The following is a 25,359-nucleotide window of genomic DNA, read 5'->3' on the forward strand; positions in this document are numbered from 1 at the left end:
GCACGCAGATTTGCAGATTTTCGCAGATAATTAGTTCATTAGATCTTATTTGCTATACGAGCAATTCCTTCCCGCATGTTTGATGCATTGAAATTAACTAATAGTCCAAGTTTTACTTTTGTCAATTTAAGATAAGTTGTTAACTGCTTAAAATGGATAGCGGAAAAATCAGTCACTGATTTAATTTCAACTATTACTTTGTCTTCCACAATTAAGTCAAGTTTATAACCAACATCCAGTTTTACATCCTTGTATTGAAATGGTAACTGTAACTGGCGTTCAACTTTTAATCCGGCTTTTTTAAGTTCATAATATAAGGCTGCTTCATAAGCGCTTTCTAATAGTCCGGGACCAACCGTATTGTAGATTTCAAAGATCGCTCCTCTTATTTTATAAGATATTTCATTTTCTGTCATAGATTGAAACTAGTAACAAAAAAGAAAAATTGAGCTATTGATTTTTTAGAAAATTATGTTTAACTTATTGTAAGTGAGTTGTTAATGTGCTTTTCGCGCTCTTTTGTTAAGTGTCCTTTTAAACTACTAACTAAAGCAATGGGATCTGCGAAAATCTGCTAATCTGCGTGTGTTTTAAAATATTCAAGCTCACACGATTTTCTTTCGGAACCACTTCCCGGCATCTATATAGAAAAGACCTTTCACTGAAAAGGAGTTCAAATAAGGATTGTCGAACAAATTGCGGAAGGTATTGAAGTAACCGTAATCCAGCCCGTTTTTCGAAGCATAAATGTTGTATTTCCAGACGAAGCGAATCTCACTTCCGGGATAAATCACCCAACGCAGGTCAAAATCAACTGTAAAGGCATTAAAACTGGTGTTATGGTAGCTCTGACCTAAAGAATCTGTTCCGCTATAAGAAGACGCATGATAACTTCCGTCATCCGATAATGCCATAAATGATCGGTAAGAAACTTCCTGCCAGTAGTGATTGAACTGCAGTTTTAAACGAAAGGTTTTTGTAAAGGTGTAATCCAGGGAAATGGAGTTGGTAACAATCCAGCGTTCCCGGTTTCCAAGTGTGATCTGATCTGTGTAATTGGTATCACTGACTCTGACGTACCCGAAATTATGGAAGTAACGGTTAACGGTAGAGCTTAATACGGTGAAAACCTTTGGAGCAATTCGAATCCGCGGACTGATGTTCAAATCCAGGTTCGACATACCCTTTCTGTCGAAAATACGGTGATATGCATAGAAATCCAGTGCAAATCGCTTGGAATAATCGCTTGAATAAAAACCTCCGTACTGGAAGGATGCGGGAAAGTGAACCGGGATTCCGAATGTGCGCGATTCAAAGTAGTCTCTTTCCCCCAAGGGATAATAATTCAGAGATACTCCCGTGGAAAGGAATTTTTTAGTAGTTACAATGTATTCCGAATTGATCGACCAGTAGCCCAGTTTGGTAGGCTTGTACAAATACTCGATGTTGCTTTCTGCAGAAAAGTTTCTTCTCAAAAGCCGCTTGGTAGCCTGGTAACCTGTCCAGCGGTAACGCCCGTAAAAACCTAAGAAGTTATTCCGGGGTAAAAAGCCCAGTTCATTGGAATTGTAATTATTATCGGAATCATAGTAGTCGATATTGAACTGGTTAACTCCCTTTACTTTTTGAAAACTAATGGAGGAAGCACGACCTACACTTACATTGTTCCCGGTGGAATTAATTGAAACTTGCGTATTTGCCGAAATACTGTAGACTTTCGATTTATTGAACACCAAACCTTCCAGTGTGCTGACATTGGAAACAAGATTGATCTCCGGCCGGAATACATTTGTGTTTAAGAGCGAGATATTGGCGTTGTTTTTTAAGTTCTGGGATAAAACGAAAACATTGTAATTCGAAAGGGGATGAGCCAATACTTTGTGGTCGTTTCCAGCAGAGTCTTCATAGTGAAGAAAGGATCTGTTTTCAATGGCATTGAACACCCCGATTCCCAAACCACCTTTTGTTCTTCCCGATATTTTCAGGGCATTAATCAATTGTGCCCGGGCAGGAATGGAACTGATGCGGTTGTTCGGATCTTGTGCAGCTGAGTCGATTGCCTGCTCTTTCAAATAGCTTTCTGCCCCGATTCGTCGTGAGTAGAAGAGATCTCCGATTCCAAATAAATCCATTCCTTCCAGGAAGAAAGGCCTGTTCTCCGGGTAGCGGACTTCAAACGGAGAAAGATTCAAAATCAGCCGGTCAGAAACGGTTTGACCGAAATCCGGTATCAATGTGGCATCCAGTGTAAATGATTCGCTTAGTCCGACCTTCATGTCCATGCCGAATCTTGGACGGAATCCCCAGTTTTGAGTCTGGGTGTTTTCATCGTAGCTGTCTTCCAGGTACATGGTGGAGTAGGGAGAAAATGAAAGTCGCAGGGGATTGCCTAAGTTTTCAAGGCCTTTCAGGTAACCACTTTGTGCAATTTCACCGTATTGCTGCGGATCAACGGCTGACCAGTGAGAAGTTTCGCGGTTCCTGCGTATGTTTCGAACGTAATTGATCCGCCAATTCTGGATCAGTTCTTTAGGAAAGCGCAATTGGGTAAGCGGAATCCGGATCTCAATGCTCCACCCTTCAGCGATCCGTTTTACTTTACTCCTCCAGACTGCATTCCAGGAATAATCTTCTTCGTTTTGATTGATAATTGCATCCAGTTCGGTTCCGGCAGCGGTTACGTAAAACCCGAAAGCATTTTGTCCCGAACCATAAGGATCAATTAAAACTCCGAACCAGTCCGCATTTCCGTAGTCATCTCGCTCGGATAAGAAAGCGATAATGGAGTCTGGCTGGTTGTCTGTCAGTTTAGCACCGATGTAAATGTATTGGTCGTCGTACAAAAACTTCACTTCGCTTTTGAACCGGCTTGCAATTCCCGGATTCGGATAGTTATTGATAAAGTCCGTTGCTGTCTCGGCTTCATCCCAGGCAACTTCCAAAAGCATACCGTCTAAAAGAATGGCATGATTTGTTTTCTTCCCTGAAACAGTTTTTTGAGCCAGAAAGGAAAATGAAATCAGAATAAAAGTTAGAAGTATATGGTAGCTTAATTTCACCCGACAAAATTCGTTATTTTTGATAATATAAAGTCATACATATGTCAGGAATAAACTTTCTAAGTCGTTTTACCCTTATTTTCCTCATTGCCGGAGCAGTTACTTCCTGTGGTTTAAAGTATGTTCCGGGACCAAGCCTGGAAGATTTGGCACAAAGCCGGAAAGCAAGCCTGGAAGCACAACTGGGAAGAGATTTTGCAGCGGTAAACAAGAAATATATTCCGCTGACTTATGGTGAGACGGTGGTTGTAAAGCCGCAGTCTTATGAGCGTTTGGATTCGCTTTTCGAAGTGAAATACCGTTTGAGCCAAAATGGTTTCCCGACTAAAGAGATTGATCCGCTCATTGAAGATCAAAAGATGGCTTTGCTTGCGGATACTACTGAAGTTCTGTATATGGAAACTCATTGGTTCGAGCTCGTTCAGGATACGACCTGTGAATTTATCGTTGCCCAGTGTTTTTTAAATAACCGCAATGTACTTCGCAAAATGGATTTCATTGATGAATTTAAAACAGGGATTTCCAACCAGTTTTGGGCGGAGAAGTACATGAAGGAAGAATGGCTGACAAGAGATTTGGGCTACACTTCTAACGATGATCTGAGCTTTTACACGATGATGAAGAACAAGGAGTTTAGCTTACAGGGAGAAGAAAAGACCCTTTTCCTGGAAAACCTGTTCGTCGTAATGCGTATTGCAAGTGAAAATAGAAGTACGGCAGCTCAGGGGATTGTACTCAAACTGGCTGCCCGTCAAATGAAAAATGAGATCCCTGGTTTCCAGGTCGCAGATTATGTCTTTTCATTCAAAAAAGAACTGGATCCCGAAACCAAACAAAGTATTTATGTTGTAGAAGCGGCCTCGAATAAGGATAAAAATGTTGTAGTTACCAGAAGGTACGATAGTTTTTTTATGCCTTTAAATTAAATCGAAATGCAAAACGGTTTGATCTTCTCGTTCGGATATAGATAATGCTGTAGTCGCTGTGAAAGCAATTCCTTCCTGTGGTGTTTTCCGGGAGTTCCGCTCATTTGGTAGTGGAATGTGAGTGTATCAATCTTCAGATTCCAGCCGGTGTTGGCTTTGGTGAACAAAATTTCTTTCTCTCCCAGGCGGATCTTATTGCCGGATTTCAGAATGATCGATTTATTCGGATTGAGTCCCGAATCCCGTACAGCATTTTTGAGTGTCTGAAGGATTTGCTTGTTTTTCGGTGTGTTTTCAGCAAAAGTAAGAAGCTTCCCTTCGTATTGGATCATTCCGCAAAAGGATTTTCCTGAAAAGATCTGAAGTTGGTTCTTCTCAAATTTCTGTTCTCTTTTCCATGAAATAAAAATAAAACATACGCATAAACCAATTAGTGAATTTCGTGGAATGCTTTGTTTGATCAGTAATTTGTACGAACAATACCCGATGAATGCTCCGATCACCAGGAATTGAATGAAATTGAGTTCAAATCCGGCGGAAACTCCTCCCGGAATTTGATTCACGTACTGAATTCCGATAACCAGCACCTGGAGTGAAATGACTGTCAAAAAGATGATCAGTAAATTGAAGTAGGGAATCCATGCTGTGAAGATGAGTATGATCAAAAATAACAGGACCACAAATCCCAGGAGCATTACCACAACATTGGAAAGTAGGAAATAATTCGGGAATTGGTGAAACCAGTAAAGCATGAAAGGAGTTGTTGCGATGGTTGCTGCAATTCCCACTGCACTTCCTTTCCAAAGCCAATCCAGCCATTTTTGCTTCACTAAAATGAGCTTGTAAACGGGTGTTTGAAATAAAAGGATCCCGATCAAAGCAACATAGGAGAGCTGAAAACCAATGTCGAATAAATAATAAGGATCGTACATCAATAGTACAATTGCAGATAAAATCAGGTTGTTCATTCCGCTGTTTTTCCTGCTGAGTAATTGTCCCAAGGCCAGGATGCTGAACATCACAACTGCCCGGATAACCGAAGGTGAAGCGCCACTTAGCAACCCGAATCCCCAAATAAGGATCACAGAAAAAAGAATGGCTTGTTTCTTTGAGATCCACCGGCTGAAGAAACCGAGGACATATTGGAAAATGATCAAAATAATTCCCACGTGTAAACCTGAAACTGCAAGTACATGCATTGCTCCGGTATTGGAAAAAGAATCCAAAACTTCCTGGTCAATATCGGCTTTGTTTCCCAGGAGAAGTGCAGTGCCGATTCCGGCTACGGATCCGGGAAGCCAGGATTTCAGTTTGTCTCCGATCTGGTTTTGCCACTTCGAAAAGAAAATACTCGGGTTTTCACGCGAACCGACCTTTGAAATAAAATTGGACGCAATGAAAGCCCGCCCCGAATAATAATGTGTTCCGTAGTAGTATTCGGCATCAAAACTGCCCGGATTAGTTTCGTTCCTGAAAGCTTCTACTTCGGTTCTGAATGCGACATAATCACCGATAGTATATTCTCCTTCCAGCGTATCGAGTGTTAAAATGATATTTCCCTGTGCAGGAACCTGGCTGCTTCCGGTGCTTGTTTTTTCAAGAGATATATGAATGGTTTGATAACCGGATTCGGAAAGTTTACTTTTAAAAACAGTTCCGAAGTTTACTTTGTTTGAAAGTTCTTCCGGACGGGAAAGATCTTTTTTTGCCAGTTCCAGTTTGCAAAATCCCATCAGCATGAAAAAGCAGCTGAAGGCAGCAATTGGAATACTTCTGAAAAAAGAACCTGTTTTAAACAGATGACCGAATAACAATGCTAAAAGGCAAAGAGCAAAAACGGAGGTAATTGTTAGTCCGGCAACTTCGGAATTTTCCCCGGAAATAAATGAAAAGAGAATACCCAGTATGAGACCCAGTGAAATCGATAATAGTGGCATTGTGTGTCGTTCTTTTTCAATTAAACAGTACTAATCTAATAAATTGTTCAATTGAGAACACCCCAAATTAATTTTTCTTTGTTTCTTTACAATCAAAACTTTACAAACCAAATTATGTTGAAACTGAATTATTTTGTACCTGCTATTGCCCTAACCCTAAGTCTGGCATCGTGTGGAGGTAGCGAGACTGAAAAGAAAGAAGTCGCTACTATAGAAACTACAGAAGGAACAGATGGATCATCCGATGATGATTATGTATTGCCTCCTCCTATTAGTATTGCAAATGCGTTTAAAGCTGCAGGTTTGGCTTACAAAGCCAATAAAACTAACCCGGTTGAGAATGCTGATAATTATTCGGTGAAAATCGATCAATTGATCAATTTGGGAGTTTATTCTACCGACATGGCTTATTGCGCAATTAATTCGAAAACACAGGAAGCGCGCGATTATTTGGCGGCGATCCAGAAAATGGGATCGAAAGTAGGATTGGAAAGCGTGTTTTCAGATAAAGAATTGATTACCAAGTTCGATAAAGGATTGGGGGATACAGAAGCATTGACCGATGTGATTTATGAGATCCAGGACAAATCCGATGAATATATGGAAAATAACGACCTGAAATATTTGGGAGCTATTCAATTCTCAGGAGCATGGATCGAAGGACTGTATTTGGCAATCGACAATACCAATGATAAAACAAATGTTGGAAAATCCCTGGTTGAACAAATGAGTTTGTTGAAAAACATTATCAAAGGTTTCAAAAGCCATCCGGCACAGGAAGATGCCCGCTTAAAAGCAGTAATTAAAATGTATGAAGGTATTTTGAGTACTTACGAGGGCCTTGCATCCGTAAAGAAAGTGTCAAAAAACATCAATATTGAAACGCCGCAATTGACAGAAGCTGAATACCAGGCTTTGGCAAAAGAAGTGAAAATGGTACGTTCAAATATTGTTAAACCTGGAAAATAATTTTTATGATCAAGCTATTTAAGATAAGTCTGCCGTTTGCCATTTGTTTATTGTGGATCGGATTAGTTTCCGGAGGAAATGATAGTGTACTGGAAGCTCAAATGAGCACCCTGAAACAAGAGTGTAAAGAACTAATCAAAGGAACCCGTTACGAAGGTTCTAAAATAACCTACTTTACATTGGGTTCTTCCAAACAGATTAAGAATATCGAGGTTTACACCTTTTTACTGGATGAGTATAAATTTGCAATCAGTGCAAAGAAATGTTCTGCACCGCTGACAGTGAAGATTTATGATGCTCCTGCTGATAATAAAGAACGCGTTTTAATCAAAGAGTTTAAAAAAGCGCAGGGTAAAAACCTGAAATTCAGCACCGCTGAATTGAATGACGCATACGTGGCAAAAATCCCGGATGCAGACCGTTTAAGAAATATACATATCGAATATACGATCGGTTCCGGAAAAGGAAGTAAAGAAGGAATTGTTTTAGTATACGGTATTGAACCTTAATTGCAGAAAGCAGGCATATTATCATAGATAAAGCCTATCTTTGCACTAAATTTTATAAGTGATGATTAATGTAACTCTTCCTGACGGATCAGTTAGACAATACGAAGCAGGAGCAACAGCATTGGATGTTGCTCTTAGCATTTCTGAAGGATTGGCCCGTAACGTATTGGCAGCCAAAGTGGATAACGTGGTAATCGACGCAAACCGTCCGTTGACCGGTGACTGTGCATTGCAGTTGCTGACCTGGAACGACGCGGAGGGAAAATCGACCATGTGGCACTCTTCAGCTCACTTAATGGCAGAAGCACTCGAGTTTTATTATCCGGGAATTAAACTGGCTATCGGACCTCCGATCGCAAACGGATATTATTACGATGTCGATTTTATGGATTATACTTTCAAGGAAGAGGATCTGGAAAAAGTCGAACAAAAAATGAAAGAGCTTGCAAAGCTGAAAAATCCTTATGTACGTAAGGAAGTTTCTAAAGCGGATGCATTGGCTTACTTCACTGAGAAAGAAGATCCGTACAAATTGGAATTGATCCAGGATTTACCGGATGGCTCCATTACCTTTTATACACAGGGGAATTTTACGGATCTGTGTCGCGGACCTCATATTCCGGATACAGGCTTCATTAAAGCTGTAAAACTGATGTCGATCGCTGGTGCTTATTGGCGTGGTGACGAAAAAAATAAACAGCTGACGCGTGTTTACGGGATTACTTTCCCGAAACAGGCCGAGCTGACTGAATACCTGGAGAAAGTGGAAGAGGCAAAACGCCGTGACCACCGTAAGCTGGGTAAGGAATTGGAATTGTTCACATTCTCTCAGAAAGTAGGACAAGGTTTGCCATTGTGGTTGCCGAAAGGAGCTGCACTGCGTGAACGTTTGGAAAATTTCCTGAAGAAAGCACAGCGTAAAGCAGGGTATGAGCAGGTAATTACTCCGCATATCGGGAATAAAGAATTGTATGTGACTTCCGGTCACTATGAGAAATATGGAGCAGATTCTTTCCAGGCAATTAAAACTCCGGATCCGGATGAGGAATTCTTATTGAAACCGATGAATTGCCCGCATCACTGTGAGATCTTTAAAAGCAAGCCGCGTTCGTACAAAGACTTACCTGCCCGCTTTGCGGAGTTTGGAACGGTTTACCGTTATGAGCAAAGTGGTGAGCTGCACGGTTTGACTCGTGTTCGCGGATTTACCCAGGATGATGCACACATTTTCTGTACACAAGACCAGGTAAAAGAAGAGTTCAAGAAAGTAATTGACCTGGTGTTATATATTTTTAAGACACTTGATTTTCAGAATTTCAAGGCGCAGATTTCTTTGAGAGATCCTGAGAACCCTTCAAAATACATTGGTTCGGATGAGAACTGGGCGAAAGCTGAAAATGCAATCATTGAAGCAGCTGCTGAGAAAAACCTTCCAACCATCGTTGAATTGGGTGAAGCGGCATTTTACGGTCCGAAACTGGATTTCATGGTTCAGGATGCTTTGGGAAGAGAGTGGCAGCTTGGTACAATCCAGGTGGATTACAATTTACCTGAGCGTTTTGAGTTGGAATACACAGGTGCGGATAACCAAAAACACCGTCCGGTAATGATTCACCGGGCACCGTTTGGTTCGATGGAACGCTTCGTTGCCGTATTGTTGGAGCACTGTGCGGGAGACTTCCCTTTATGGTTGGCAACAGAGCAATTTGCCATTTTGCCGATTAGTGATAAATACAACGATTATGCGAAAGATGTTTTAGAATTGCTAAATAATTCCGATATTCGCGGATTCGTTGATGACCGTAACGAAAAGATAGGCAAGAAAATACGTGAGGCGGAACTGAAAAAAATCCCGTTCATGCTGGTTGTAGGAGAGAAAGAAGCTGAAGAAAAGCAAGTATCTGTAAGACAGCGTGGAGATGGGGATAAAGGTTCGATGGCAGTAGAAGCTTTCGAAACTTTGGTTCGTTTAGCGATAGAAAAAGAATTGTCGACAAATGTTTAATTAACTGAATGAGAAAAGACAGTAGAAAACCAGTAAGAAAAGAAAATAACGACGAACACAAAATAAACGGGAAGATCACCGCTCGTGAAATTCGTTTAGTTGTTGAGGGAGAAGAACCACAAGTATTGAGCTTGGCTGCAGCATTGCAATTAGCCGAAGAGCAGGATTTGGATTTGGTTGAGATCTCTCCGAATGCCGTTCCCCCGGTTTGTAAGATTATGGATTACCGTAAATTCTTATACAACCAAAAGAGAAAACAAAAGGAGTTAAAAGCGAAGCAAAGTAAAGTCATCTTGAAAGAGATTCGTTTTGGTCCGAATACAGATGATCACGATTTCCAGTTCAAACTGTCGCATGCGCGTAAGTTCCTGGAGGAAGGTTCAAAAGTAAAAGCATATGTATTTTTCCGTGGTAGAACGATTGTCTTCAAAGACAGAGGAGAAATTCTCTTATTGAAATTTGTTCAGGAATTAGCTGATTTGGGAACATTGGAGCAAATGCCGAAATTGGAAGGGAAGAGAATGATTGTAATGATCAACCCTAAGAAAAAATAAATGTAGAATGCCGAATGAAGAATGCAGAGAGAATCTTCTCATCATTCTGAATTCTACATTCTGAATTAGAATAAAGTTGATAAAGTGTTCATTTTTTAAAAGAGAAAAGAAATGCCAAAAATGAAAACAACATCCAGTGCAAAGAAGAGATTCACTGTAACTGGGTCTGGTAAGATCAAGAGAAAACACGCTTTCAAAAGCCACATTCTTACGAAAAAAACCAAGAAGCAAAAACGTAATTTGACTCACGCAGGTTTGGTTCACCAAGCTGATTTGTCGAACGTTAAATTAATGTTGAATATGAAGTAAAGCAGGTCCGCTAATGCGGAACGCTTCACTTTGTAAAATTTAAGCTCCGATTCGATACGAGGTATCTGTTTACGGAGCGGTATTGTTAACCAAGTAATGAGTACAAAGTCAGTTGAAAAAATACTGCACTCCTTATTAAAAACGAAAAAGTTATGCCAAGATCGGTAAATCACGTTGCTTCAAGAGCTCGCAGAAAGAACTTTATGAAGTTGGCCAAAGGATACTACGGCCGTAGAAAAAATGTTTGGACAGTAGCAAAAAATGCTATTGAAAAAGGATTGAACTATGCTTACGAAGGACGTAAGCAAAAGAAAAGAAACTTCCGCTCATTGTGGATCACGCGTATTAACGCTGGTGCACGTTTACACGGAATGAGCTATTCTCAATTCATGGGAGCTGTAAACAAAAGCGGTGTCGAATTGAACCGTAAAGTTTTAGCTGACTTAGCAATGAACCACCCTGAGGCGTTCAAAGCTGTAGTTGACTCTGTGAAAAAATAAAAATCGAAAATACACTTTATCAATAGGAAAAGGCGGTTCGTAAGGATCGCCTTTTTTTGTGTTTGCTATTTGAATAAAACTTATTTTAGAATAATAAAAAACACCATGATAAAATCCCTGTTCTTTTTGTTACTGCTCTTTTTTACAAATTACACTTTGTTTGCCCAATATCCGGACATAGTAAAAAGCGACTCGATCACTTATCCGGTTCACAAGAATAATATTGGTAAGATTACTTTCATGGGGAAGACTATTCCTATTGAAGTGTTTAAAGAATCCGACTTTCTAACCAATTTCGTGCTCAAAGAGAAAACAGATTTGAATATCCGGGTTTTTATGGGGAATTCATTAACCAATTACCTGCACGTACTTTCGCCTCAATTACCTGTTGATGAGCTTGTCAAAAACGGAAACTATCAATTTACTTTTCGGGTTGACGGAAAAAAAATATACGAAGAGAATCTGAATCCAGGAGCGGGAAGTGCTGAGAGTAAAAATCAGAAAACGATTTTTCGTGTTCCATTCATCAGCTCTTCAAATGAAGATTCGTGGGGAATATTCCTCTGGAATCGGTTTTTAATGAGTGGTGGACAAGATGCATTAACAAGTGGGGAACATACACTCAAAATAGAAATCAGGCCTTATGTGAAACTAACGGAGGTTCTCGTTGGAGAACTCATTGCTGAAGGACAAATCAAGTTAGTGGTTCCGGAAGTAAAAGTCGCTGAAAAATTGGCCAGGATCCAATCAATTAAACCACTAAAAGATTGGGTGCTGTCAACCGATCATATCGATACAGCGAAAATAGAACTATTGAACAAAAAGATTCTCACAAAGGATTACAAAGACATTACAAGTATTGTGGTGATCAAAGAGGGGAAACTGTTGTTGGAAGAATACTTTAACGGTGCTAAAAGGAATACGCTACATGATACGCGGTCTGTGGGGAAATCTTTTGCTTCGACCTTATTGGGAATTGCTATCCGGGATGGATACATTAAAAGTGAAACACAACCGTTGAATGCATTTTACGACCTAAAGAAGTATCAAAATTATTCACTCTCCAAAGACAGTATCCAACTCAAAGATTTGTTGACAATGAGTTCGGTCTTAACGGGTTTTGATATGGATCAGCAATCTCCCGGAAATGAGGAAAAGATGTATCCAACAGCTAATTGGGTCGATTTTACTTTAAATCTTCCTGTAGATGAATCAAAATTGATAGAAAAGAGGTGGGAATATTTTACAGCTGGTGTTGTTGTGTTGGGAGATGTAGTTCATAAATCTGTTCCGGATGGTTTGGAAAACTATGCAGCCAAAAACCTTTTTCAACCACTTGGAATTACCAACTACAAATGGCAATTCACACCTCAAAAAGTAGTAAATACGGCGGGAGGTTTGCAGATGCGCTCTTTGGATTTCGCTAAATACGGACAGCTTTATCAAAATCAGGGTTTATGGAATGGGAAACAGATTTTACCGAAAGATTGGGTGGGGAAAAGCCTTTCCCATCAAATACCCATTGCGAAAGATGAGTATTACGGTTACCTGTTTTGGAATAAGATCTACGAGGTGGAAGGCAAGGAGTACGAGGTTTATTATTGCAGTGGAAATGGCGGGAATAAAGTCATCATTTTCAAAGATCAGCCTTTTGTGATTGTTATTACTGCAACAGCCTATAATCAGCCATACTGTCATTCCCAGGTAGATTCGATGATCCGGAATTATTTGATTCCGGCGGTTGTGAAATGAATCCTTTTAGAATAGACGGTAGATAAGTTTATGAATAAATAAATTCTTATTCTTTCTCCTTCAAAATAATCCGTGCAAACTTCCAGGTGCGGTTCACTTCCGGACTGAAATTAAAAACGTATTGCATTTCGCTATCCATCAGTTTGGGACTTATCGTTTGCTGAAAATCCGCTTCGAATTTGGAAATTAGTATCAGCTCATCCACTTTTTCACTGCTTTGGTAATCAAAAACACTGATGGAGGAATGTTCGGTTCCTCCCCAATCGGTCCGAACTTCAAATTTTAAAATATCTCCCACAGAAACTTTCAGCTCCAGTATTTGATTGTTTCCCTCGTAAACGGTTGCAACTAACTTCTGGTTAACGTAGATCCGCACTTCATCCAAACCGTCCGCATAGGTAAACTTTCCCACCAGGAGCATGAGAAGAAAAAGAAACTGTTTCATGACACTTATTTTGTTTAAAAGGTACGGAAAATCTACAAATTTCTCATCTTTTTTTGAACCTAAATAGGAAAAATTGGAAGTCTTCACTGGTCGTAAATACTTTACGTGGTTGATAAGTATCTTTGTATTGTTGATTAATTATTAATCATTTTATGATTTTTAATTAATCAAAAGTGTAATTTTGTAATAGGAATGAAGATAAGAAAAAATTTTAAAATGCAAGTGAATATGCTCACTTCGCATTAAAAGATTTATCGCGACTTAGTGTTCAAAAAACCATTGTTTGGTAGTTGATTCCACACCTGTCGTATTTCAAAAACTTCGTTTTCTCTTGTTCGGAAACGTTATGCAGTCGTAAAAATTTAAAAATACGAGACATGAACGAACAACAACGCAGTATCGTTCACATGGATTTAGATACCTTTTTTGTCTCCTGTGAACGCTTGGAAGATAGCCGCCTGAATGGTTTGCCAATCTTGATTGGCGGAGCATCCGACCGTGGGGTGGTAGCCAGTTGCAGTTACGAGGCCCGGAAGTTTGGTATCCATTCCGCAATGCCGATGAAAATGGCCAGGGAGCGCTGTCCGGAAGCAATTGTTATTAGTGGAAATTCGGCGAATTATACGAAGTATTCCCGCATGGTGACGGATATTATCCAGGAAGCAGTTCCGGTGGTGGAAAAATCATCTATTGATGAGTTCTATATGGACCTTTCAGGAATGGATCGCTTTTTTGGCTGCTATAAATATGCAGGTGAATTGCGGCAGAAGATTATGAAGGAAACAGGACTCCCGATCTCGTTTGGCATGTCGGTAAACAAAACGGTTTCGAAGATCGCAACGGGAGAAGCGAAACCTAACAACCAGATCAATATCATTGACGGAGCAGAGAAATTGTTTTTGAATCCGCTGTCAGTGCAGAAGATCCCAATGGTCGGGCTGAAAACCTATCAGCTTCTTTGCAATTTGGGAGTGAAACGCATTGGAACCATTCAGCAAATGCCGGTAGAAATGCTGGAAAGCGTGCTCGGGCAAAACGGAATTGCGATTTGGAAAAAAGCACAAGGAATCGATAACAGTCCTGTAATCCAATACAGTGAACGAAAATCGATTTCCAGTGAGCGCACATTTGAAAAGGATACGATCGATATAGTCCGATTGCGTTCCATTGTTTTCGCTCTGGCTGAGAACCTGGTATTCCAGTTGCGCAAAGAGAAAAAAGTGTGTGCCTGTGTGACGGTGAAGATCCGCTATTCCGATTTTCAAACCAAAACCTTGCAGCAGCGCATTCCTTATTCTGCAGCAGATCACGAGATTATCCCGATTGTGATGAACCTGTTTGAAAAATTGCATAATCGCCGGCTTTTGGTGCGCTTGGTTGGAGTACGGATGAGTGAGTTGGTTCATGGGAATTACCAGATGCGCCTGTTCGATGAAGGTTCCAGGTTAGCCACCCTGTATCATTCGATGGATGATATCCGGGAGCGGTTCGGTGAACGGGCAATTCAAAGAGCTATAGGAATGCGTGTGAAAAGTATCGGGCATTTCAATCCTTTTAGAGGGGAAACTCCAATGATAGTTGCAAACCGGATTGTCTGACATTTCCGCTGAAGGAAGAGAAATGGGAGCGGAATTATCGAATATCCGGATCAACCAGGGTTTAAAACTATTCGGAGAAATACTTTACTGAAAAACAGAACTGATTATTACCGAACCAACCACGAATACAACTAACCTGACTGCACCGGTTGTTTCCCTCCGTTTACCACCTGAAACCTAACAAACGGAGGGGAATGACTTTTACAAAATGAAACAAATGAAAACCTAACCACAACATAGATCAGTTTCCCTCTGTTCACTAACAGCTGCCTAACCTGCTGCCATCTGAACACCTAACCACAGATGGAGGGGAATGATTGGATCAGGTTCCTGGATGTCACGGCTGCTGCCGGATTAAAAGAGAAGGTATAAGTACCGTGACATCAGGAATTTGGTTTTTTTGTTGCGAATTCGCGATATCGCGAACAGCCCTTTGTTTTAAAGGGATTCAGAGCTTTTTTAGGTCAAATAATTAAATAAGATGATATGCTGAATGTTCATTCGTGTTACAGCTTAAAATACGGAATGGTTAATCCGGAAGAATTGGTTAAATGGGGCATGACCTCGGGATACGAACGCATCGCATTGACGGATATTAATAATACTTCAGCGGTCTTGAATTTTGTCCGTTACAGCCAGGAAAACGGTCGGATTCCGGTTGTAGGGGTTGATTTCCGGAATGGGGTTTCCTGTTGTTATGTGGTACTGGCTAAAAATAACGAAGGGTTTACCGAAATAAATCAGTTCCTGAGCAAGCATACGCATAAAGAAGAGCCTTTTCCGTCCAGGGCCCCGAAGTTTGAACATTGCCTGGTGATCTATCCCTGGGGAAAGGAACCTGATAATCTTGAAACCTATGAGTTTATCGGTGTGGATGTCTGGCAGTTAAATCGCTTCCGGATGAATTCTGCCAACCACTCCGATAAGTATCTGGCACTTCCGGTTATGACCTTTCGATCCAAACGCGATTTTAATACCCATCGTCTGCTTCGCGCGATCGATGAAAATGTACTGCTTTCAAAACTCACCCCTGAGAATCAAAGCAGGGAAGATGCACTGTTTTTGAAGAGATCGGATTTATTAAATAATTATGGAGAGTTTGAATATTTGGTCCTTCGTTCGGAGGAAATACTGAAGCAATGTTCCATTGAATTTGACTTCGCTCCAGTAGCAACTTCCCAAAACCTGGCACTTTATACGGATTCCCGGGAAAATGACCTGGCACTAATCCGCTCGCTTTGCGAAAAAGGATTAATGCAGAGATACGATATCAGTACGACTGAAATCCGGGAACGAATTGAAAAAGAGATCAAAGTCATTGATGAGAAAAATTATGTGACCTATTTTTTGATCGCCTGGGATATTATTTCGTACGCAAAATCAAAAGGATATTATTATGTGGGAAGAGGAAGCGGTGCAAATAGTTTGGTCGCTTATTTACTGGGGATTACAGATGTTGATCCGCTGGAACTGGATCTGTATTTTGAGCGTTTTATCAACCTGTACAGGCAGAATCCACCTGATTTTGATATTGATTTTTCATGGCGTGACCGGGACGATGTGATCGAATATATATTTAATCGTTTTGAAAATACAGCTTTGATCTGCACGTACAATACCTTCCAATACAAAGCTACACTGCGCGAGTTGGGTAAAGTCTTCGGTCTGCCGAAAACGGATATCGATATTCTTTCGGGTGATAAAAATGATTTGCGGAAAAATGATCCTATCCAGGAATTGGTGTTGAAGTATAGCAAGCTGATTGCCGGGCTGCCTTCACATTTGAGTGTTCATGCGGGAGGAATGATAATCAGTGAAAAACCGATCAATTATTTTACGGCCACATTTTTGACTTCAAAAGGGTATAAAACTACCCGGTTTTCAATGATAGAAGCCGAAGATGTAGGTTTGTATAAGTTTGATATCCTTTCGCAAAGAGGCTTGGGAAAGATTCGGGATACACTGGATATTATCGCATATAATCAGCCTGAAAATCCGCCCCATGATATTCACGACGTGCGGAGATTTATTGCAGATGATAATATCAATAAACTACTTCGGGAGGCAACAGCGATAGGTTGTTTTTATGTCGAATCTCCCGGAATGCGTATGTTGATGATCAAATTAAGAACGAATACTTACCTGGAGTTGGTTGCCGCAAGTTCAATTATCAGGCCGGGTGTAGCTTCTTCGGGAATGATGCGGGAATACATCCTCCGGCACAGGGATCCCGAACGAATCAGGCAGGCACATCCTGTTTTACTGGATATTATGCCGGATACTTACGGAGTAATGGTTTACCAGGAAGATGTGATTAAGGTAGCCAACCAATTCGGTGGATTGGACCTGGCTGAATCGGATGTGCTTAGGAGGGGAATGTCGGGCAAGTTCAGATCCCGCGATGAATTTATGCTTGTTCAGAATAAATTCTTTGAAAATTCAAAGCAAAGAGGCCATTCGGAAAAGGACATCCGGGAAATTTGGCGGCAGATCGAAAGTTTCGCCGGGTATGCTTTTTCCAAAGGTCATTCGGCATCGTATGCTGTAGAGAGTTACCAGTGCCTGTATCTGAAAGCTTATTATCCACTGGAATATATGGTTGCAACGATCAATAACTTCGGAGGCTTCTATCGTACAGAAGTTTACGTGCTGGAGGCAAAAAAACTTGGCGCGCGTATTGAAGCTCCATGTATCAATAAAAGCAGGGGAGAGACAATGCTTGAGGGAAAGGTTATTTACCTGGGATTTCAACACATTGCAGGAATTGAATTGAAACAGCTTCAGCGCTTAGTTCGGGAACGCGACCTGGGTGGTGAATTCAAGGGGTTTAATGATCTTTTACAACGGATTTCTCTTCCCCTGGAACAATTATTATTGTTGATCCGTGTCGGAGCACTTCGTTCATTTGGAGTTCCAAAGAAGGAGCTTATGTGGAATGCGCATTTAAACTTTCACAAAGTACTGGTGAAATCGGAAACTCAGCCGCAGTTATTTTTACAGGAACACCGTGAATTTGTGTTTCCCGAATTAAGTGAGACTGATTTCGAAGAGGTTTTTGAACACATGGAATTGCTGGAATTCCCCTTATGTAATCCCTTCGATATTTTGGAAGAAAAACCGGTTGATTATGTACTGGCAAAAAACCTGGTGAATCATATCAATCAAAAAATCTGCGTTTATGGTTATTTTATTGCATTGAAAAAAATTGTGAGTGCCAAAAACCAGATCGTACATTTCGGGACGTTTTTTGATGTAGAGGGAGAACAATTGGATACTGTTCAGTTTCAGGATGCTGCATTAAAGTATCCGCTGAGGGGGAAAGGGATTTATGCGATTCACGGAAAAGTTGCGGAAGAGTTCGGTCATTTTACTATTGAAGTTGAACGGATGGAAAAAGTCCCATATCGAAAGGATGTGAGGTATACGGATTGATTGACTTTAAGAGAAACAAAAAAAGCCACACAAATAGTTTTTGACAAGTCAAATAATTAAAAAAGTTGTATTTTCGCAGACACGAAACTACACTACGCATCTAATCAGAAAATCAACATGAAATTGTTTGAATTTTTCAAGTATAAAAAAGCTCCGGTAAAAGATAAAGAGCCTTCATTAGTATTGAGTTCAGGTGATAATATCATTGACAATATCCAGCAGGAATTCATCAGCATGGCAACGGGTAATGCTGAAAGAATTGTTCGTGCATTCAATTCGAAATACGATGGGGCATTCGATTATTCGATCCGAAGTTTAAACGTCCTGGACAGCCTGATCGAAGATTTTTCTGATTTTGCAGATCTTTCAGACGAAGAAATAATTGATGATTTTTGTGCTCAGGCAGGATCCTATATCCTCGAAGTAGCAAGAAGAAATTATGGCGGAACTTACTTTTGGCAGGATAGTTTGAGACAACCGCTGCTTAAAACGGGGCTTCCTGATTTTGAAATATCCATTTTGACCTTTGAAAAAGTAAAAAACCGCATCGTTAACGGCGATGAGGATAATATTCCTTACTTCTTCAAAGGATATTCGGAACGTGTCCGCAAAGCGGCAAAAGGAGATGAAGTGATATTTGTTTAACGAAATATCCAATCGACTCTAATCCGCTTTTTTCTTCTTTCCGAAAAATTTCTTTTTGCGATTCTTATTATTTCCCCCGGAAGAATTAGTGGAATGACCTGAAGTCTTCCATTCGGGAGTAGGTCCAAACTCTTCAGGAAGAGCTACCCGCTGGATTTCCATTTCAATTAAGCGTTCGATACGTGAAAGCTTCGGCATATCTTTTTGATTAATCAAAGTATAGGCTTCTCCTTTTGTATTTGCACGTGCCGTTCTTCCAATTCGATGAACGTAATCTTCAGCATCTCTCGGCGCATCGTAATTGATCACAAGGTTGATTTCTTTGATATCGATTCCGCGACTCATTACATCCGTTGCAACCAGGATCCGTGTGCGTTTGGAACGAAAACCTCTCAATACTTCTTCCCGTTCTTCTTGTTCCAGGTTGGAAGAAACACCCTGCGTGTTTTTGTATCCCGCTTTTCTAAGTGCATAAACGATTTCGTGTACCTTGCTTTTTGCAGAAGTAAAGATGATTATGCTGTCGTAGTTTACACGTTCTTTTAAAATGAAATCAAGCACGGCGTTCTTTTGTTCATCAGAGCAAAGAATCACATTTTGACTAACTCCCGCCGCGGGTTTCGAAATAGATAAAGCAATTTCCTTCGGATGAATCAGGATCTTGGATGCCAGGTTCTTGATTTTCGAAGGCATTGTAGCACTGAAAAGTAAGGTTTGTCTCTTTTTTGGGAGATGAGAAATGATGCGTTCGATATCCTCCGAAAATCCCATGTCCAGCATCTTGTCAGCTTCATCTAAGATCAGGTGTTCCAATTGAGAGAAGTCAACATAACCCTGCATGATATGAGATAGTAATTTTCCGGGAGTCGCAACAATAATATCCGTTCCTTCAACCAGCGCATTTTTTTGCTCTTCCCAGCGAGTACCGTCGCCGCCACCGTAAACTGCAGTAGAACCAACAGAAACGAAATAAGATAAGCCCTGAATTTCCTGTTCTATTTGGATGGCAAGTTCTCTGGTGGGAACAAGTATTAATGTGTTTATCGAAGCATCTTCTTTTCCCGTCAGTTTATGTAAGATAGGAAGAATAAAGGCGGCCGTTTTACCTGTTCCTGTTTGTGCGCAAGCTAACAAGTCACTGTTTGCAAGGATTTCTGGAATGGAAAACTGTTGGATAGGAGTTGCGTTTTCGAAGCCCATATGATGGATGGCTTCAAGGACCAAATCGTTTAATCCTAGTTCATTGAATTTCATAAAAGCAAAGTTAGTTAATCTTATTTAAGGAGATACTCTTTTTGATGAATAGATCGTTTCTTAATAAATTGTTAAAAACGAAAAAAAAGAGCTTCTTCAAGCAACTAAATAGTTACTATATCCGTTTAGTATTTATAGATTTGCGTTATGAAGAAAAAAGTTTTAGGTGCAAAATATTGCCTGGCCTTACCATATGTCTTTACCTTTGATTATACATCCAGATCCATTTGTATGAAAATGCTCTCCTTAATCATCGCGTTAGTGAGCTTTACTCACATTTCCAGTGCTCAGATAGCTTCTGATAACTTAAATTGGGTTTCCGGAAATTCTGTCACTTCAGCTGCAAGTCCGTCTTTTAGTATTTGTGGTGGTTCTGTAAATTATACAATCACTTCTCCTATTGGATTTAAACATGTTTCTACAGCAGGGAACCCTGCCTTGACAGATGGAATTATCATACCGGCTGCTATTTTCGATCCGTCGCAAATTATTCCAATGACCATTACGTTCTCCCAGCCAGTATGCAATTTACGTATTCGATTTGATGATATAGATGGTGCTCAAAACGAATATTTGAGTGCAATTTCTCCGGCTTACAGTGGTTTGACTGATGTAATTGGCAATCTGTTTGATCCTGGTGCAGCTTCCAATCAAATGATTTCTGATATTGATAATGCACGTGGATGGATAGAATGGGACGGTCCGATCACAAGCATTTCGTTTAACTACAACCGTCCCGGGGGTGGTTTCGGACTTGTTATTGATTCTATGATTTTTGAATGTTGTTCGACATCTCCATGCAGCCAATATCCGCTGTTGAATATTGGAAATGATACAACGTTGTGCCCGGGAACCTCGATGACTTATTCAGTTCCTGCAGGATATGATTTCTATAATTGGAATATCGGCGCAGGAAATCAATCAAGTGTAACGATCACTTCTCCTACTACATTGATCTTAAATGTAGCGAATTTCACTCAGAATTTAGTTGTTAATGGGGACTTTGAAGCGGGAAACACCGGTTTTACAACTGGATATAATCCGGGCATGGGAGGAAGCTTCGGTTTGTTGTCAAGTCCGGGTACATATGCCATTACTACAAATCCCAATTTGGTTCACTCAAATTTCGGAACCTGCAGTGACCTTGGAACAACCGGTCCAGGAAATATGCTGGTTGTTAATGGATCGGATATTCCGAATACGACTGTTTGGTCTCAAACGATTGCAATTGATCCGAATACAGATTATTCGTTTTCTGCTTGGGTTACCAGCGTAGAAAACATTACACAGGCAAACGTTTCGGTTTTGCAGTTCTTCATTAATAATGTGCAGATCGGACCGGTATTCAGTCCTACATTATTGTCATGCAATTGGCAGCAATTTACCCAAGTATGGAATTCTGCTGCAAATACTTCCGCTACGATCAGTATTGTAGCCCAGGTTTCCAGTGGGAATAATGATTTTGCTATAGATAATATTACTTTCAATACAATTTGTCCGCAAACGGATACGATCGTGATCTCATATGATCCGTCTCAGATCAGTGCAGGGCCGAATTTAACTTTCTGTGAAAATGAGTCGGAAACGATCCAGGCCACTGCTAATTTTGCTAATCCGAATTTCACATGGGTTTCGGGACAAACAGGCGCTACGATTACTCCAACTTCTTCCGGAAATTATATTGTACAGGCAACTTCACCCAACGGTTGTAATTTATCTGATACGGTTTCGGTAAATATCAAAGCGATGCCTTGGGATTTTGATACTGTTGCTTCAGTTCCTTCGGATTGTGGAATTAATAACGGGGCAGTTTATGTATTGATGACCGGAAACTTTATTGGTCAGCCGCTTTATACCTGGAATGGTCCTGGAGCAAATAATCCGAATCAGATCAATGCTTCCGTATGGCAAAATCTTTCTCCTGGATGGTATTACATTGATGTGGAGAATAATGGCTGCCACCGGACGGATTCTGTTTTGGTTATGCCTTTAAATCCTCCGGTAGCACAAGTTTCTGCAAATCCGACTTCCGGTTATGGTCCCTTACCGGTTACATTCACGAACGGAAGTACGAATGCCAATACCTTTGACTGGTACTTCGGAAACGGGAACAGTACCACTACGACTGATCTGTCATCGCAAAACCAGGTCTATGATTCTGTCGGAACGTATACGGTTATGTTGGTGGCTATCAATGGAAGCTGTACAGATACCGCTTTTGTTACGGTGACAGTAATTCCTCCTTATGTACCACCTGTTATCCCACCTATCGTACCTGTTGATCTGAAAACTCCAAATATCTTTACACCGAATGGGGATCATGTTAATGATTTCTTCACGTTCGAATTGCTGAACATAAAGGCGTTAGATGTGACGGTTGTCAATCGTTGGGGAAATCCGGTATATGTTTCCAGTGCAGTACCATTTAGCTGGGATGGAAAAGATTCTGCCGGAAATATGATGGATGAGGGCGTGTATTTCTACAAATACACCGCAAAAGGCGCACAAGATGAATTGTTGGAAGGACAGGGATTCGTGCAGCTGTTTAAATAGTAAAAACCGCAACACTTAATATTTGGCGGGCTTGGATCATTTTTTCTGAGCCCGCCATTCTTTTAAACTCAATTCCTGATCCTCCACCGGATCGTAATAATAGATCGATTTATCGGGATAAATTCTAAATTCAAAATAGGTTGCCAGGGCTTCTCCGTTATCTTCTGCAACTGAAACGCCGTAATATTCCTGGTCGTCGGATGGTTGGGAAGAAATGCGTCCTACCAAATGCCGTTTTCCCTTTGATTCGCGTTCTATTTTATCTGATAAAGCTTTCACCTCCGGGAGTTGCCAAACTTTGCTGATCAGCTGGTCTTCCGTATTGGTGATTTTTACATGCGTATCTTCTTTCGGCTTTTTTGTTTCTTTCTTCTCTTTGCTGTCGCCGGAATCCTGTTTCAATTCTTCTTTGATGTTCTGAGATTCAACCGGGACTTCACTGATCTTCTTTTCGTCCTGGTTATCACCGCAGGAAAGCAGAAGGCTTGTTAAAAGAATGGCTGTTATTGGTGCGTACTTTTTCATGTAAACAAGTTAATATAATTTGGTATATTTAGTAATAAATTTAACACCTCTTGTATGAAAATAATAATTGGTTTAATAGCATGTTTTGCCAGCACGTTCAGTTTCGGACAAGTTGCTTTGGCTATGCCTGAATATAATGTCGTTTACCGCGGTTACGATAACAAGTTTGAAATCGGGGCAGGTGCAGATACCCGCTTTATAGTTTTGGAAAGCACCCAGGCTGAAGTTTTCAGGGGAGATTCGTGTTTTTATGTCAGACCTACCGGGCCTGAAAAAACAATTACACTTACCATGAAAAACCTGAAAGAGAACAAGGTGCTCAAAACATATGAATACCGGGTTTTGAATTTACCGGTTCCTTCTGTTTATATCGGAAATGCTTTGGAAGGCACAACGGTGGTTACTTTGGATCAGGAGCTTGTACGTGTTGGTTATGAAGAGACTACGGTTATTCAAAGTGCGGGATTTGAGGTGATCAGTTACGAGGTCAATTCGGTATCCATTGAAAAACCGCTTGGTGTAATTAACGGAACGAGGATCACGCAGGAAGTAATGGATGCACTGACAAAAGCCAAAGCAGCTAATAAGGGAAAACAGATTACTTTTAATTTGGTTGTCCAGGCAAAAGGCAAAGACGGTCTGATCCGGAAAAGAACTGCGGCGTTTATTTATTAGAACAATAAAGAAACCAGGAACTTTCGGCTATTAAATGACTTTGAAGAAAGAAAAGATTCGTTGAAGTTTTCCTACCTTTGCGCCATGATTTCCGGATTTTCTCGTTGTATATTCCCTGTAATGTTCTTTTTTTTGCTTTTTGGCTGTAAGTCGGAGCCTAGAAATTCTAAAAAAGAAGAATTGGTATCTTCCGTGGATCAATTTCAATTTCCTGTTTTTAATCCTGTTCCCAAATCGTTCGTACCTCATTATTACGACAGTATCAGTTTATTCTACCGCAACCGCATAGCACCTGATTTTAACGGGATGTTCCTGGTTGCAAAAAACGGGGAGATTATCTATGAGCGCTACAAAGGAATGGCAAATCACCGGTTCAAACAACGGGTTGATAAGCATACGCCTTTGCATGTCGCTTCGATTTCGAAAGTCGTAACGGCAGTTGTAATCTGTAAATTGGCTGATTCACATCAGATTATCCTGGATAAGGACATTCGCTCCTATTTACCGGAAATCATGTATGATGGAATTACGGTAAGAATGCTCCTGAATCACCGAAGCGGGATTCCTTATTACGGCTACTTTCCTTATTCGATATGGCCCTCAACAAAAATGCTGACAAATCAAAAAATTGTCCAGCTTTTGAATACCTACAAAATGCCTCTGTACTTCCCTCCGAATTCGCAATTTTCGTATTGTAATACCAATTATGTTTTACTGGCTTTAATCGCCGAGCGGATTACGAAGAAGAAATTTCCGGCGCTTGCCCGGGAACTGATTTTCGAACCATTAAAGATGACCGATTCTTTTATCAATGACGGATCGAAGAATTCGGATTCACTGGCACAATCCTATGATTCAAGGAACAATGTAGAACCGTTTACTAATTTAGATGGTGTGTATGGGGATAAAAACCTGTATACAACTGCAAGGGACTTATTAAAACTGGATAAGGCAACTTATTCGAATGCCTTTTTAAGTGATTCTATCAAGAAAGAAATTTTCCGCGGCTACAGCTATGAACGGAAAGGGAAAAGTAATTACGGATTGGGTTACCGGATGCGCGAAGATAAAGGGAAATCAACTTTATTCTTTCATACCGGCTGGTGGCACGGAAATACCGGTTGTTATGCATCCTTGCGGAAAGATACTATTTGCATGATTATCATTTCCAATCACTATACCCGGAAAGTGTTTGCAATCAATAGGTTGTCTACTCTTTTTGGAAATTATCCTTATGAACCGTTGATTGATACAAGGGAAAACTTCGTTCGTCCCAATGCTGCTAAATTACATATGAGCCAGGCAATCCGAAGAAAGAAATGAGTTTGAAATCAGATAATTTATGTCATTGCGGAAGTCAAAAATCGTTTGAGACTTGTTGTGAACCCTTTCTTTCGGGAATAAGTTTACCGGCTACCGCTGAAGAGCTGATGCGTTCACGTTATTCCGCTTATGTAACGCGAAACGTTTCGTATATCCTGGAAACAACCTCTCCTGAATTCAGGAAGTACTACAATCCGAAATCGATCATGGAGTGGGCAGTCAACAGTACCTGGATTAGTTTGGAAATCCTCTCTTCTTCGGAAAATCGTGTCAAATTTGTTGCTTCTTACCTGGATGAGAACGGCAGCTTAATGCGGCATACCGAAAATTCCCGGTTTGAAAAAATAGCCGGACGCTGGTATTTTATGGATGGGAAATAATTACAAATG

General features: G+C 40.5%; 21 protein-coding genes. 15 read left to right on the forward strand and 6 right to left on the reverse strand.

The genetic code is table 11. The features are described 5' to 3' along the window. Positions 1 to 38 precede the first annotated feature (38 nt). Entirely contained in the window at positions 39 to 416 is a 378-nt protein-coding gene (locus K0S23_RS06700) for a GxxExxY protein (RefSeq protein ID WP_300355660.1), read from the reverse strand. A 189-nt stretch (positions 417 to 605) separates the two neighbouring features. Beyond that, a complete protein-coding gene (locus K0S23_RS06705) occupies positions 606 to 3,059 on the reverse strand; it encodes a DUF5916 domain-containing protein (protein WP_300355661.1) in 2,454 nt (817 codons plus the stop codon). A gap of 41 nt (positions 3,060 to 3,100) precedes the next feature. Here K0S23_RS06705 and K0S23_RS06710 point away from each other — a divergent pair, with 41 nt between their 5' ends. Continuing rightward, positions 3,101 to 3,985 (forward strand): hypothetical protein, encoded by an 885-nt coding sequence (locus K0S23_RS06710; RefSeq protein WP_300355662.1) that lies wholly within the window; start codon positions 3,101 to 3,103, stop codon positions 3,983 to 3,985. Here K0S23_RS06710 and K0S23_RS06715 read toward each other — a convergent pair. Continuing rightward, positions 3,982 to 5,922, reverse strand: a complete 1,941-nt coding sequence (locus tag K0S23_RS06715) for a ComEC/Rec2 family competence protein (protein ID WP_300355663.1) — start codon at positions 5,920 to 5,922, stop codon at positions 3,982 to 3,984. The genes K0S23_RS06710 and K0S23_RS06715 overlap by 4 nt on opposite strands. A gap of 114 nt (positions 5,923 to 6,036) precedes the next feature. Here K0S23_RS06715 and K0S23_RS06720 point away from each other — a divergent pair, with 114 nt between their 5' ends. From K0S23_RS06720 to K0S23_RS06750, 7 genes are all read left to right on the forward strand, one after another. Then, entirely contained in the window at positions 6,037 to 6,891 is an 855-nt protein-coding gene (locus K0S23_RS06720; RefSeq protein WP_300355664.1) for a hypothetical protein, read from the forward strand. A 5-nt stretch (positions 6,892 to 6,896) separates the two neighbouring features. After that, positions 6,897 to 7,400 (forward strand): hypothetical protein, encoded by a 504-nt coding sequence (locus K0S23_RS06725; protein ID WP_300355665.1) that lies wholly within the window; start codon positions 6,897 to 6,899, stop codon positions 7,398 to 7,400. 61 nt (positions 7,401 to 7,461) lie between these two features. Continuing rightward, a complete protein-coding gene (gene thrS, locus K0S23_RS06730) occupies positions 7,462 to 9,405 on the forward strand; it encodes a threonine--tRNA ligase (protein ID WP_300355666.1) in 1,944 nt (647 codons plus the stop codon). Positions 9,406 to 9,413: 8 nt separating this feature from the next. After that, positions 9,414 to 9,959 carry a translation initiation factor IF-3 gene (gene infC / locus K0S23_RS06735; protein WP_300355667.1) on the forward strand — a complete coding sequence of 182 codons (546 nt, stop codon included), beginning with the start codon at positions 9,414 to 9,416 and terminating at the stop codon, positions 9,957 to 9,959. A gap of 111 nt (positions 9,960 to 10,070) precedes the next feature. Further along, positions 10,071 to 10,268, forward strand: coding sequence for a 50S ribosomal protein L35 (gene rpmI, locus K0S23_RS06740; protein WP_013685072.1), 198 nt, complete (start codon positions 10,071 to 10,073; stop codon positions 10,266 to 10,268). 152 nt (positions 10,269 to 10,420) lie between these two features. Beyond that, the gene (rplT, locus tag K0S23_RS06745) at positions 10,421 to 10,768 is read left to right on the forward strand and encodes a 50S ribosomal protein L20 (protein WP_294859496.1); all 348 of its coding nucleotides are present in this window, start codon (positions 10,421 to 10,423) and stop codon (positions 10,766 to 10,768) included. Between the two features lie 105 nt (positions 10,769 to 10,873). Beyond that, positions 10,874 to 12,520, forward strand: coding sequence for a serine hydrolase (locus K0S23_RS06750; protein WP_300355668.1), 1,647 nt, complete (start codon positions 10,874 to 10,876; stop codon positions 12,518 to 12,520). Positions 12,521 to 12,566: 46 nt separating this feature from the next. Here K0S23_RS06750 and K0S23_RS06755 read toward each other — a convergent pair whose 3' ends face one another. Next, positions 12,567 to 12,965, reverse strand: a complete 399-nt coding sequence (locus K0S23_RS06755) for a hypothetical protein (RefSeq protein ID WP_300355669.1) — start codon at positions 12,963 to 12,965, stop codon at positions 12,567 to 12,569. Between the two features lie 377 nt (positions 12,966 to 13,342). Here K0S23_RS06755 and dinB point away from each other — a divergent pair, with 377 nt between their 5' ends. From dinB to K0S23_RS06770, 3 genes are all read left to right on the forward strand, one after another. Then, complete coding sequence (gene dinB, locus K0S23_RS06760; RefSeq protein WP_300355670.1) at positions 13,343 to 14,563, forward strand: DNA polymerase IV; 1,221 nt, start codon at positions 13,343 to 13,345, stop codon at positions 14,561 to 14,563. Between the two features lie 486 nt (positions 14,564 to 15,049). Further along, complete coding sequence (gene dnaE / locus K0S23_RS06765) at positions 15,050 to 17,995, forward strand: DNA polymerase III subunit alpha (protein WP_300355671.1); 2,946 nt, start codon at positions 15,050 to 15,052, stop codon at positions 17,993 to 17,995. A 117-nt stretch (positions 17,996 to 18,112) separates the two neighbouring features. Beyond that, a complete protein-coding gene (locus K0S23_RS06770; protein WP_300355672.1) occupies positions 18,113 to 18,640 on the forward strand; it encodes a hypothetical protein in 528 nt (175 codons plus the stop codon). 18 nt (positions 18,641 to 18,658) lie between these two features. Here K0S23_RS06770 and K0S23_RS06775 read toward each other — a convergent pair whose 3' ends face one another. Further along, positions 18,659 to 19,894 carry a DEAD/DEAH box helicase gene (locus K0S23_RS06775; protein WP_300355673.1) on the reverse strand — a complete coding sequence of 412 codons (1,236 nt, stop codon included), beginning with the start codon at positions 19,892 to 19,894 and terminating at the stop codon, positions 18,659 to 18,661. Positions 19,895 to 20,041: 147 nt separating this feature from the next. On the opposite strand from K0S23_RS06775, the gene K0S23_RS06780 reads away from it, so the two are divergent. Further along, positions 20,042 to 22,447 (forward strand): gliding motility-associated C-terminal domain-containing protein, encoded by a 2,406-nt coding sequence (locus K0S23_RS06780; RefSeq protein WP_300355674.1) that lies wholly within the window; start codon positions 20,042 to 20,044, stop codon positions 22,445 to 22,447. Between the two features lie 36 nt (positions 22,448 to 22,483). Here the strand turns inward: K0S23_RS06780 and K0S23_RS06785 are convergent, their stop codons facing one another. Further along, on the reverse strand, positions 22,484 to 22,972 hold the full coding sequence (locus tag K0S23_RS06785) for a hypothetical protein (RefSeq protein WP_300355675.1): 489 nt from the start codon (positions 22,970 to 22,972) through the stop codon (positions 22,484 to 22,486). 54 nt (positions 22,973 to 23,026) lie between these two features. Between K0S23_RS06785 and K0S23_RS06790 the strand changes: the two genes are divergently transcribed. The 3 genes from K0S23_RS06790 to K0S23_RS06800 all read left to right on the forward strand — a co-directional run bounded on the left by K0S23_RS06790 (position 23,027) and on the right by K0S23_RS06800 (position 25,350). Further along, the gene (locus K0S23_RS06790; RefSeq protein ID WP_300355676.1) at positions 23,027 to 23,647 is read left to right on the forward strand and encodes a GldM family protein; all 621 of its coding nucleotides are present in this window, start codon (positions 23,027 to 23,029) and stop codon (positions 23,645 to 23,647) included. A 120-nt stretch (positions 23,648 to 23,767) separates the two neighbouring features. Then, a complete protein-coding gene (locus K0S23_RS06795) occupies positions 23,768 to 24,970 on the forward strand; it encodes a serine hydrolase (RefSeq protein ID WP_300355677.1) in 1,203 nt (400 codons plus the stop codon). Further along, entirely contained in the window at positions 24,967 to 25,350 is a 384-nt protein-coding gene (locus K0S23_RS06800; RefSeq protein WP_300355678.1) for a YchJ family metal-binding protein, read from the forward strand. The genes K0S23_RS06795 and K0S23_RS06800 overlap by 4 nt, the downstream gene beginning before the upstream one ends. Positions 25,351 to 25,359 lie beyond the last annotated feature (9 nt).

It is taken from the genome of Fluviicola sp., assembly GCF_029266855.1.
GTDB lineage: Bacteria > Bacteroidota > Bacteroidia > Flavobacteriales_D > Crocinitomicaceae > Fluviicola.